Source organism: Oleiphilus sp. HI0080, from assembly GCF_001635135.1.
Genome location: NZ_LWFU01000354.1, coordinates 1 through 10,301 on the forward strand (window position 1 = coordinate 1; position 10,301 = coordinate 10,301).

Consider the following 10,301-nt stretch of genomic DNA (forward strand, 5'->3'; position numbering starts at 1 on the left):
GAGGAAGCGCCAAATAAATCAGCGAATGATGTATCACTATTCATCAGCCAGCATGAAGCCATATTGAAGGATACCCTAAGTGACGCTTCCAAAAGTCGATAAAACCGAGCAATGGTTAGCCCGCTTCTTTTTTATCGTATTCAGCGTATTGCTCTTCCAAGACATCACCGGAGAGGCATATAGTTATCGACAAATGGGGCAAGAACATCTGGTAAGCGCTGAGGGCAATCCGTTCAAGTACTACTTTGCTTTCTTTTGGGACATATTAGTGGTGCTTGTATCGGGCTTTTTTGGTTTTATCGCAAAACGAAAATAAGAGCTCAGTGAAATACTGACAGGTCAATTCCTTCGATCTCGCAAACTGTTTTAATGGTTTCGTTCTGGCTAAGTTTTTGTAAATACGCCGAAAGCGCTGAAAATGTCACTGGCGAACGGGTAAGGACTAGAGACCATTCGCACAGCATAAACAAAAAATAGTCGCATGCTGTCAATGCATCTCCGCAAAGATAAGGCTGCTTCTCCAGGCGTTGATTAATCACCTCTAAAGCCTCTACGATACGCTCGTCCTGCGCGGCAATCACGCCATCTACCAAAGTAGGATCTTTAATGTGCCGCTCCGGATAGTAACGCACCATTAATTCGGCTTGCAGCGTATTTGTTAGATACATTATCCATTGGAAGAACTCCGCCCTTGCATACGTCCCTACTGCAGGTATCAAACCATGCTCGGGGTGCAATTCGCACAAATGCACACAAATAGCCGCACTCTCAAACATCGCTTGACCATCAATCACAAGCGCTGGAATTCTACCCGCAGGATTGAGCTTCAAATAGTCTGTGGATTTATGCCAATTAGACGCACGATCGACCTTGATCAGCTGATGCTCCAAACCCATATGCTTAAGCAGAAAGTGCGGCGCCAAGCTCGCATTATTCGGGTAGTAATAAAGCTGATACATACAAGACCTTTAATTAAGATGAATCGCTAGTTAGCGAAGCGGGGCATTAAAACCAAGCATATCAAATATGCCACACTTTAAAGGCCATTGTTTATGACAAAAAACCTCAGCCTCGCTATAGTCATATAAACCGTCCATTTAAAGCACTATTATGTCGACTTACTCTAGCTCTTCTCGCACCTTGTTTGTTCTTGCCGCGTTCGTGATTGTCATTGCAGGCATGCGTGCCGCTGAATCCATCATGGTGACATTCCTGCTTTCAGGGTTCTTTGCCATTATTTGTGCGCCTCCATTTTTACTGATGCAGAAAAAAGGCTTACCGGCATGGCTATCTCTCATTGCTGTTGTTATTTTTATCAGCCTGTTTCAAATAGTATTAATCAGCATTATTGGTAGTTCAGTAAAAGCCTTTTCAAGCGACTTACCGCTCTATCAAGAAAAGCTGCGCGGCACGCTCTCACACATGATCACCACTCTGGGAAGCTGGGGTGTCGAGATACCGCAACAACGTTTAATGGACACCTTCGATCCTTCTAGCATCTTCAAGACCGCGATGAGCGCTCTCGGTAGTCTAGGGGGGGTCTTGTCGAATTCGTTTTTGATTATCCTGACCGTGATTTTCATGCTTTTTGAGAGCCTGTCTTTGCCTAACAAGTTACACAAAGCATTTGGTGAAGAAAGCGCTCAAATGCGGCATATACAGCGCTTTCTAGATACCGTTAAAACCTATATGACAATCAAAGCGGTCATCAGCCTCGCCACCGGCACAATGATATATCTAGGGCTGCTTATTATCGGAGTTGACTACCCCTTGCTCTGGGCGGTGCTTGCTTTCTTCCTAAACTTTGTTCCAAACATCGGCTCAATTATTGCCGCTGTTCCCACTGTATTGTTAGCAATCATCCAGTTGGGCCCACTCAGCGCTTTGTTTACCGCCCTGCTCTATGTTGCCGCCAACATGGTCATGGGCAACATGGTCGAGCCACGCTTTTTAGGTAAAGGGTTAGGACTATCTACACTGGTCGTGTTTTTATCTTTAGTTTTCTGGGGTTGGGTGTTCGGACCTGTTGGCATGTTCCTATCCGTACCTCTAACCATGCTTTTAAAAATCGCTTTTGAAAGTACAGAGGAAACCCAGTGGATCGCCATCATGATGGGTGAAGACCCCGTCGAGCATGAAAAGCCGTAAAATGTTCACGTTGAGCCTATTTTTCTTTGCGATTAAATATCCTTTCTGGTATAAAGTCGGGCTCTTTGGTTAGGGCTCCCTCGAAACCGCCGGCTAGGCAGTATTGAAGGTTCTTGAAAGTGGGCGTTACCGCGATCAAGAAAGCCCAAAAGATTTGAATTTGTTCTATGGTGCCCCCAACGAGAGCACTTAGAAATTGGAGGCAAGGTTTTAGTATGTCTAAAGTATGTCAGGTTACAGGCAAGCGTCCTGTAACAGGTAACAATGTTTCGCACGCAAAAAACACCACTCGTCGTCGTTTTTTGCCTAACCTACAATCACACCGTTTTTGGGTTGAAAGCGAAAACCGTTTTGTAAAACTACGTGTATCTACTAAAGGTATGCGCATCATCGATAAGAAGGGCATCGAAACTGTCCTTAGCGAGCTTCGCGCACGCGGCGAAAAAGTTTAAGGAGAGCTCGAAATGAGAGATAAGATTCGTTTAGTTTCTAGCGCTGGCACTGGTCACTTCTACACCACTGACAAAAACAAGCGCAACATGCCTGAAAAAATGGAGATCAAGAAGTACGATCCTGTTGTTCGCAAGCATGTGATGTACAAAGAAGCAAAGATCAAGTAACACTTTTTACTTGCTTCCTGAAAAGCCCGACCCTAGTACTGAAAAGTCATAGCGTCGGGTTTTTTATTGTCTGTCTTTATAGGATTCAGGCAAACCGAACTCTAGCTCGATCGGCAAGTGATCAGAGACAGGGAAACTCAACACTTGCGCTCGCTTTACCCGTAAAGAACGACTCACCAGAATATGATCAAGATCTTTCTGCGGCCGCCAACTAGGGAAGGTATTCGTCACACCAGGCAAAGGCACTAAATCCAACTCCTTTAAACAGCCATGCTGCAACAGACGCTCCGCATGCGTATTCATATCTCCCATCAGAACAAGATGCTTATACTTATCAATCAAGCCTTTCACAAAGGACAACTGCGCCTTTTGAGCTTGAGCACTTAGCGATAAGTGCAAAATCACCAACACCAGCGGATCATCCTCAAAACCATATTTCGCAATAATTACGCCGCGCCCAGGAATCAAAGCTGGCAAAGAGTGCTCTTCTACCGACAAGGGCCGATAGCGACTCAGCAAACCGTTACTATGCTGCGCTAGTGGCCCAAAGTTACGATTAAGCTGTTGATACCAGTATGGAAAGCCCGCCTCATTGGCGAGAAACTCTACCTGATTAACAAAACCACTTCTCAAGCTTCCGCCATCAACCTCTTGCAGTGCAACGACATCATATGAGTGCAGCAAATGTGCAATTTTAGTGAGGTTCTCATGGCGTTTACGGTGAGGTAAGAAATGCTGCCAGCTACGCGTCACGTAATGGCGATAGGACGAAGTCGATATACCAACCTGAATGTTATACGTCAGAAGACGAATCGTCTCGTCATGAGAAACCTTAGGAACAGTGTTCAGAGCCTCGGGAGCGGAGCTAGACGAAGCTCTGACTAAGGCATCAGAGGGTGTAAAAATCTGTCTAACACGACTACGCAAGCCTGCATACATAGTTTTTCTTACACCTCTTAGTGATGCAGAAGCGCTTATTACTTAGCCGCTTGCATTGCAGCACGCTCTTTCTCGATAAGGAAGTTTGCAATCTTAATCATGTTTGCAAAACCACCGGCATCACGAACGCCAATCTTGTATTTCCCATTTACGATTAACGCCGGAACACCAGTAAGACGGTATGCCTTGATACGATCGCCCGTTGCCTTAACCTGCTCTTCTACTTTAGAAATCTTACGAAACCCTGACGCGTCGAAAACCGCCATAAACTCTTCTTCAGAGACACCAAACTTAGCAAAGATTTCGACAAAATCCTCACGTTCTTGGTAATTTTTGGGCTGAGACTGTATTGCATCAAACAACGCCTGATGCATTTCGTCTACCTTACCTAACTCCTCTGCGGCAAAGAAAACTTCTGCGTGCGTTACCCAACCCGGGAACGTTGCCGGAATCAAACGAAAATCGACATCAGCCGCAAAACCTTTTTCCCAAGCAGGCAGGAAATCGTTGTTAAATTCATAGCAGTGGGGACAGCCATACCAAAATACTTCAACCACTTCTACCTTTGAGGCATCGCGTGTTTTCACAGGAAAAGGCAACTCTTTATAATGCCGACCTTTCTCCCACATTTCTGCAGCTGTAGTAAGTGAACTAAAGAGAATGGCGACCGCTAACAAAAGGCCCCCAACAATACGAGACTGAAACATGCTTGCTCCTTCAGGTTAAAATAAGCGGTAATTGGTCGATGATAGGCCTGCGGTATATCTGACTCAAGCTGACTACATGACTATTTAATTAAACTTATACGACAAGAAAACCCTGTCACAGTTCCATACCAACCAAGATTTCCTTAGACAAAAAAAAGCCGAATCATCAGATTCGGCTTTTTTTGTTTGCCTTGAGGCAAGCGCTCGCTTATTCAGACAAGCCTTGAATGTAACTTGCTACCGCTTCAATTTCTCGATCATTCATACGCGCAGCAACCGAACGCATCATACGCGTATCGCCATCGTTGCTTCGCTCACCACTACGCCATTTTTTAAGCTGTGCAATCGTGTAATCTGCATGCTGACCACCAAGCGCCGGAAAGCCTGCTGCAGCCATGCCTTTTCCTGCCGGGCCGTGGCAGGCAATACATGCCGCCATATTCGTAGCTGGGTTGCCCGCACGATATAGCTTACGACCCTCTTCAACAAGATCGGCCTTCGCCTGACCAATGCTGATAGTCTGAGATGCGAAGTAAGCTGCAACATCCGCCATATCTTGATCACTCCAGCTATCCAGAAGCCCCGTCATTTCAACGATCTCACGACGACCTTCCTTTTGATCATACATTTGCTTTAGAAGGTACTTCTCACCTTGTCCCGCAAGCTTCGGGAAATTCCCCGCAGCACTATTACCATCTGCTCCGTGACAAGCAGCGCATACCGCAGACTTATCCTTTCCAGCTTGTGGGTCACCAACAACTTCCGCAGAAACCCATGCGGAGCCGCTTAAACCCAAAGCGATGACCATCCCCTTCAAAAACTTATTCATAATCTGTGCGCTCTCTATTTAAAAAATTCGCCACGTAGTCGGCTTCGCCACTCTTATTCTTCTTGTTAACACTATGACTAACACGAAGTAATCACTATCAGTGCCTTTAAATACCTTAACAGCGTCGACCTTAAAAGAGTATATCGACACTTTAAGATCTCACAAGAAAGATCAGGCAAAAAATCGTGGCTTATTATACACTAAGGTACCTTTGATAAAAGCCTTAGCCACGCCTTCCTGAGAGTAAAATTGCATGAGCGATTCGCTAGAAAACACACCCAAGTTCCAGCTTGCCTACAACAGCGCAAGCTTTTTACAGAGCGGCTCTAAGCTCAGTAATTGCCCGAGCGATTCAGGCATCGAGATTGCGTTCGCAGGAAGATCTAACGCCGGCAAATCTTCGGCTATAAATAGCATCACTCAAAACAAAAAGCTGGCACGCACAAGTAAAACACCTGGACGTACTCAACTAATTAACTTTTTCGCTCTCAATGTGGACGGCGTCAGACTCGTAGACCTTCCCGGATACGGCTATGCAAAAGTATCTCTTGATATGAAAGAAGCATGGGGAAAGCACCTTGAAGACTACCTCCAGAATAGAGAAAGCTTAGCGGGGCTCGTTCTCATTATGGATATTCGCAAACCCATGACCGAGTTTGACACCATGCTGCTGGACTGGAGTAAAAAAAGCGAGCTGAGCACTACCGTACTACTGACAAAATCAGACAAGCTAAAATATGGCCCCGCAAAAGCCTGCATGCTGCAGGTAAAGAGAGCACTTGAAGATCACGGCTATATCAACGACGTCATTCTGTTTTCGAGCCTTAAGAAAACAGGACTAAAAGAGGCGCGCACAGCGCTGGATCGAAACTTTTCAATGTACCTTCAGGCAGATGATTCAGACGAAGCAGAAGCGCAGCATCAAGGCTAATGCCTTAAACTTACTCCGGCAGCAAACCCTTGAAACAATACGATGCCTGAAACTTACTCCGGCAGCAAACCCTTGAAACAATACGATGCCTGAAACTCAACGACCTGCTGCCGCTCCGCATCACGCAAATGCGGCACGATAAAATCCAAAACCTGGTACACACCATGCCGAATCGCATTGCGATTTGATGGCGCATCCTGATCAGCGCCAAACATGGTTTTAAGAAAGGTCATCCAGTTAGTCACAATTAACCAAACATTGAGCGCCTTGGTGCGACGTTGCTCATGCGTTTGCTCATCAAAGATATCACTCTCTTCGAGCGCCGCAATGATCTCAGTAATGCCATTCACACAGCGCAGCGTAAACGCTCGATAATCCTCTCTTAAACTGTCATCGCTATCTAGCAAATGCTCAAGATCACGATGCAAAAATCGATAAGCCCAGAGGCCGTTAAAAACAGCGTCAAGATAGGAGAGCAAATCCTCAATCTCAATGGCCCGCCCCTCTGGGACGCGCAAGTACGTATCGACCATCAACTCATAGTTTTTGAAGATCTGATAAATAATCTCGTTTTTGTTGCGGAAGTGGTAATACAAATTACCAGGCGACATATTGAGGTGTGCAGCGATATGATTGGTTGAAACATTCCTTTCGCCCCGCTCATTAAACAGATCGAGACTCTCCAGAATAATACGTTCTTTTGTCTTCATTATGGTCGCTGTAGATCCTTACTCTTACTATCTCTAACGCATACAGCAACAGGCTCAGAGCCCGCTGGCTACATACTAAAAACCCAATACGTGATAATTCCGGCAAGCGCATTGACTTGTTAGAGTATATACTCTAATTTGATATTTTGCAGTCCCCAAAAGATAAAAAGCGCGCATAGGCGCCGCAAAACCGGAGGAAACCAACATGGTTGCTGACGTAGTTCAAATTTCTGAAAGTAAGTCCCAAATCAAGAAGATGAAGAACATCTATCAAGAACAACTTCAGGCGTTTCGTCGTAATCCGATGCCAAGTTATGAAGAGCGTATCGCGAACCTTAAAAAACTACGCCAGGCCCTCCTAGATAACCAAGAAACCTTTATCGCGAAAATATCCGAAGATTTCGATGGCCGTTCAGCAGATGAAACCCGTCTAGCCGAAATTATGCCGGTCTTGCACACCATTGATTACACCATCAAAAATCTAAAGAGCTGGATGCAGTCAGACAAAAAGAAAGTATCTGCGCTATTCATGCCAGCAAGCACCCGAGTGCAATATCAGCCACTCGGCGTTGTCGGCATCATTGCTCCTTGGAATTACACCATATCACTCTCTCTGGGGCCGCTCGTCTCTGCGCTCGCCGCAGGCAATCGCACAATGATCAAGATGTCTGAATTCACACCCGTGACGTCGGCCTATGTTGAAGAATTAGTCGGAAAAATATTCCCTGAGAATCTGGTCGCAGTGATCAACGGAGAGGCCGACGTTGCTGTCGAGTTCTCAGACATCCCTTGGAACCATTTGCTGTTTACTGGCTCTACGAGTGTAGGGCGTCACGTGATGCGCGCAGCTTCTGCAAACTTGACTCCAGTCACGCTTGAACTTGGCGGTAAATCTCCAACCATCATTTCGGAAACAGTCGATATAGACGAAGCCGTCAAGCCTATCGTTTTCGGAAAAGCATTTAATGCAGGCCAAACGTGCATCGCACCGGACTATATCCTTTGCCCGGAACATCGCATTGAAGCATTTGTTGAACGCTTCCAACGCTACTTTGCGGAAATGTACCCAACGCTCAAACATAACAATGACTTTACGTCCGTTATTAATGATCGCCAATACAAGCGTTTGCAGAGTTATGTGGCAGATGCAGAAGAAAAAGGCGCAACGGTTGTGATGTGTAACCACGCTGGCGAAGACATGGCTGACGGAACGCGTAAAATGCCGATCCATCTTGTCCTGAATCCTACAGAAGATATGCTTTGCATGCAGGATGAGATTTTTGGCCCTGTACTTCCAATCATTGGCGTGAAATCAGTTGAAGATGCGGTCGACTTTGTAAATGACCGACCTTCTCCGCTGGCGCTTTACTACTTTGGCCACGATAAAGACGAACAAAACTTTGTCCTTGATCACGTTCGCTCAGGTGGCGTCTGTCTTAACGACACACTTTCTCACTTTGCGCAGGAAGATCTCCATTTTGGCGGCGTTGGCGAATCCGGCATGGGCGCTTATCACGGTGAAGAAGGTTTTCATACCTTCTCTCATAAAAAGCCAATTTTTGCGAAAGGTAAGATTAATAGCACCAAGTTTGCTTACCCTCCTTACGGTACAGCCATCCATAAATTGATCTTCTCAATTTTCATGCGCTAGGCTTTTTCGGGCGCTCGCTTGAGCGCCCATTTTCCCCGCCCAGTCTTTGCCACCACATTGTCACTACGCCTTTATTTGTTTACTATTCAGCCTTGATTAAATCCGGCACAAAAAGCGGACTTGCCGCTCTTCATCGCGGCCCTTAATAATGACTTCCCTCAGAGGCGAATGCATGACAACGGTTATCTATCCGGGCACGTTTGATCCAATTACCAACGGTCACACTAATCTCGTCGAACGCGCTACGCGTGTTTTCGACAAAATTATTATCGCTGTTGCGGCTAGCCCCAAGAAGCGACCGCTGTTTCCTTTAGAGCAACGCGTTGCTCTCGCGCAAGAAGTCCTCTCGCATATCGATAATATTGAAGTCGTTGGCTTTGAGAATCTTCTCGCCGAATTTGTTCGCGAACATGAGGGCAACGTGATCCTTCGCGGATTACGCGCCGTATCCGACTTTGAGTATGAATTTCAGCTTGCTGATATGAATCGCAGACTAGTTCCTCAAGCAGAAAGCATATTCCTGACCCCAGACAATCACTTATCGTACATCTCATCGACACTTATTCGTGAGATCGCAGTATTGGGTGGGAATGTCGATGAGTTCGTTCATCCCGTGGTGTCGGACGCTCTTAAATCACACTTCAAAAACCACTAATTTGATCACGCAAGAAATAGGAAGTACCCATGGCACTAATCATCACTGATGACTGCATTAATTGTGACGTGTGTGAGCCTGAATGCCCAAACGAGGCAATCTCTCCAGGCGAAGAAATCTACGAGATTGAACCGAGCAAATGCACCGAGTGTGTCGGACATTATGATGAGCCGCAGTGCCAGCAGGTTTGTCCCGTAGACTGCATCCCGCTCGATCCGGCGCATAAAGAAACGCAAGAACAGCTAATGGCAAAATATAACCTGCTTACTGGCTCTGCCTAGGCCACACCGCCTGCATTAGCTGTTTTTTATATCCCGTCTACACTTACCTTAAAGTAAGTTGCCACATACCTTGCCAGAGATGGCCAAACAGCAGGACAGCTATGAGTACAGAGCAAGAAGACAAACAAGCGGAAATCACGTTGACACCAGAGCAACGGCTTGATGCCCTAGAAGGTAAAGTGGGTAAAAACCGCATCGTCCTAATGTCTATCGCACTGATACTCATTGTCACGCTCTCTGCCTCAATTACCGCATTCATGATGCACTACTTTGGCGGAGTAAGTGCGAACTCAGGCCCATCAAATAATACCGAAACAATACAGACCTTAGAGGGCCAGGCCGAGCTTCTCGAACAGTACGATATTCGCCTCGCAGAACTCAGCAGTCAGCTTAAGACACTCGATAACAAAATCGAGAACTCTTCTAACGCCACCATTCAGCGCATTCTGGTAGAGCAAGAGCAAGCAAAACAAAAGTTCATGGATACCGTTCGCTCGTCCATTTATGATTTGGCGCACATGGTTCCTGGCTCCAGATCTTGGCTTGAGCTTTACAGTGAACAGTTAGACGAAGCCATGGTTAAAAGCCAGCAACGCGAAAAGGCATTGAAAGAGCTTCAAACCTCAGAACCTGTCGCCAACAAAGATCCTTTTTTTGGTGATGAATTCTAACAACGAAGCTCACGACCAACGCGAACCAAGCTGGCCATAGCTCGTCTTCATACCATCCATCGCCGTAATTTGGGCAATCAGCAACTCTGCTGTTGCGATGGCATCGCTGAGCGCATTGTGCGCGTGAGAGTGTGGCAACGCATAACGATCACGACACAA

General features: G+C 46.2%; 14 protein-coding genes. 9 read left to right on the plus strand and 5 right to left on the minus strand.

Translation table 11 applies throughout. The annotated features are described in order from the left end of the window. Positions 1-79 precede the first annotated feature (79 nt). Positions 80-316 carry a hypothetical protein gene (locus A3751_RS05145; protein ID WP_068453021.1) on the plus strand — a complete coding sequence of 79 codons (237 nt, stop codon included), beginning with the start codon at positions 80-82 and terminating at the stop codon, positions 314-316. 4 nt (positions 317-320) lie between these two features. Here the strand turns inward: A3751_RS05145 and A3751_RS05150 are convergent, their stop codons facing one another. Further along, entirely contained in the window at positions 321-959 is a 639-nt protein-coding gene (locus A3751_RS05150; RefSeq protein WP_068453024.1) for a glutathione S-transferase family protein, read from the minus strand. A 151-nt stretch (positions 960-1,110) separates the two neighbouring features. Here A3751_RS05150 and A3751_RS05155 point away from each other — a divergent pair, with 151 nt between their 5' ends. From A3751_RS05155 to rpmG, 3 genes are all read left to right on the plus strand, one after another. Then, positions 1,111-2,148 (plus strand): AI-2E family transporter, encoded by a 1,038-nt coding sequence (locus tag A3751_RS05155; RefSeq protein ID WP_068453027.1) that lies wholly within the window; start codon positions 1,111-1,113, stop codon positions 2,146-2,148. Positions 2,149-2,363: 215 nt separating this feature from the next. After that, positions 2,364-2,600, plus strand: coding sequence for a 50S ribosomal protein L28 (rpmB, locus tag A3751_RS05160; protein WP_068453031.1), 237 nt, complete (start codon positions 2,364-2,366; stop codon positions 2,598-2,600). Between the two features lie 12 nt (positions 2,601-2,612). After that, positions 2,613-2,768 carry a 50S ribosomal protein L33 gene (rpmG, locus tag A3751_RS05165; RefSeq protein ID WP_068453033.1) on the plus strand — a complete coding sequence of 52 codons (156 nt, stop codon included), beginning with the start codon at positions 2,613-2,615 and terminating at the stop codon, positions 2,766-2,768. Between the two features lie 63 nt (positions 2,769-2,831). On the opposite strand, the gene A3751_RS05170 is transcribed toward rpmG, so the two are convergent. The 3 genes from A3751_RS05170 to A3751_RS05180 form a co-directional block, all read right to left on the minus strand. After that, positions 2,832-3,707, minus strand: a complete 876-nt coding sequence (locus A3751_RS05170) for an endonuclease/exonuclease/phosphatase family protein (protein ID WP_068453036.1) — start codon at positions 3,705-3,707, stop codon at positions 2,832-2,834. A 38-nt stretch (positions 3,708-3,745) separates the two neighbouring features. Beyond that, a complete protein-coding gene (locus A3751_RS05175; protein ID WP_068453039.1) occupies positions 3,746-4,414 on the minus strand; it encodes a thiol:disulfide interchange protein DsbA/DsbL in 669 nt (222 codons plus the stop codon). Between the two features lie 208 nt (positions 4,415-4,622). After that, positions 4,623-5,243 carry a cytochrome c gene (locus A3751_RS05180; RefSeq protein ID WP_068453041.1) on the minus strand — a complete coding sequence of 207 codons (621 nt, stop codon included), beginning with the start codon at positions 5,241-5,243 and terminating at the stop codon, positions 4,623-4,625. Positions 5,244-5,496: 253 nt separating this feature from the next. Between A3751_RS05180 and yihA the strand changes: the two genes are divergently transcribed. Further along, positions 5,497-6,174, plus strand: coding sequence for a ribosome biogenesis GTP-binding protein YihA/YsxC (gene yihA, locus A3751_RS05185; protein WP_068453044.1), 678 nt, complete (start codon positions 5,497-5,499; stop codon positions 6,172-6,174). A 53-nt stretch (positions 6,175-6,227) separates the two neighbouring features. On the opposite strand, the gene A3751_RS05190 is transcribed toward yihA, so the two are convergent. Continuing rightward, positions 6,228-6,884: a TetR/AcrR family transcriptional regulator gene (locus A3751_RS05190; RefSeq protein ID WP_068453047.1), complete on the minus strand. Its 657-nt coding sequence runs from the start codon at positions 6,882-6,884 to the stop codon at positions 6,228-6,230. A 205-nt stretch (positions 6,885-7,089) separates the two neighbouring features. Between A3751_RS05190 and A3751_RS05195 the strand changes: the two genes are divergently transcribed. The 4 genes from A3751_RS05195 (at position 7,090) to A3751_RS05210 (ending at position 10,142) form a co-directional block, all read left to right on the plus strand. Then, a complete protein-coding gene (locus tag A3751_RS05195; protein ID WP_068453050.1) occupies positions 7,090-8,535 on the plus strand; it encodes a coniferyl aldehyde dehydrogenase in 1,446 nt (481 codons plus the stop codon). Positions 8,536-8,707: 172 nt separating this feature from the next. Next, positions 8,708-9,190, plus strand: coding sequence for a pantetheine-phosphate adenylyltransferase (gene coaD / locus A3751_RS05200; protein WP_068453053.1), 483 nt, complete (start codon positions 8,708-8,710; stop codon positions 9,188-9,190). Positions 9,191-9,219: 29 nt separating this feature from the next. After that, positions 9,220-9,471, plus strand: coding sequence for a YfhL family 4Fe-4S dicluster ferredoxin (locus A3751_RS05205; protein WP_068453056.1), 252 nt, complete (start codon positions 9,220-9,222; stop codon positions 9,469-9,471). 101 nt (positions 9,472-9,572) lie between these two features. Beyond that, a complete protein-coding gene (locus tag A3751_RS05210; RefSeq protein ID WP_068453059.1) occupies positions 9,573-10,142 on the plus strand; it encodes a hypothetical protein in 570 nt (189 codons plus the stop codon). Positions 10,143-10,301 lie beyond the last annotated feature (159 nt).

Bases quoted from the DNA above. Each gene is read 5' to 3' on its own strand.
- A3751_RS05150 (WP_068453024.1), bottom strand. From the start codon at position 959: ATGTATCAGCTTTATTACTACCCGAATAATGCGAGCTTGGCGCCGCAC.
- A3751_RS05155 (WP_068453027.1), top strand. From the start codon at position 1,111: ATGTCGACTTACTCTAGCTCTTCTCGCACCTTGTTTGTTCTTGCCGCG.
- rpmB (WP_068453031.1), top strand. From the start codon at position 2,364: ATGTCTAAAGTATGTCAGGTTACAGGCAAGCGTCCTGTAACAGGTAAC.
- rpmG (WP_068453033.1), top strand. From the start codon at position 2,613: ATGAGAGATAAGATTCGTTTAGTTTCTAGCGCTGGCACTGGTCACTTC.
- A3751_RS05170 (WP_068453036.1), bottom strand. From the start codon at position 3,707: ATGTATGCAGGCTTGCGTAGTCGTGTTAGACAGATTTTTACACCCTCT.
- A3751_RS05175 (WP_068453039.1), bottom strand. From the start codon at position 4,414: ATGTTTCAGTCTCGTATTGTTGGGGGCCTTTTGTTAGCGGTCGCCATT.
- A3751_RS05180 (WP_068453041.1), bottom strand. From the start codon at position 5,243: ATGAATAAGTTTTTGAAGGGGATGGTCATCGCTTTGGGTTTAAGCGGC.
- yihA (WP_068453044.1), top strand. From the start codon at position 5,497: ATGAGCGATTCGCTAGAAAACACACCCAAGTTCCAGCTTGCCTACAAC.
- A3751_RS05190 (WP_068453047.1), bottom strand. From the start codon at position 6,884: ATGAAGACAAAAGAACGTATTATTCTGGAGAGTCTCGATCTGTTTAAT.
- A3751_RS05195 (WP_068453050.1), top strand. From the start codon at position 7,090: ATGGTTGCTGACGTAGTTCAAATTTCTGAAAGTAAGTCCCAAATCAAG.
- coaD (WP_068453053.1), top strand. From the start codon at position 8,708: ATGACAACGGTTATCTATCCGGGCACGTTTGATCCAATTACCAACGGT.
- A3751_RS05205 (WP_068453056.1), top strand. From the start codon at position 9,220: ATGGCACTAATCATCACTGATGACTGCATTAATTGTGACGTGTGTGAG.
- A3751_RS05210 (WP_068453059.1), top strand. From the start codon at position 9,573: ATGAGTACAGAGCAAGAAGACAAACAAGCGGAAATCACGTTGACACCA.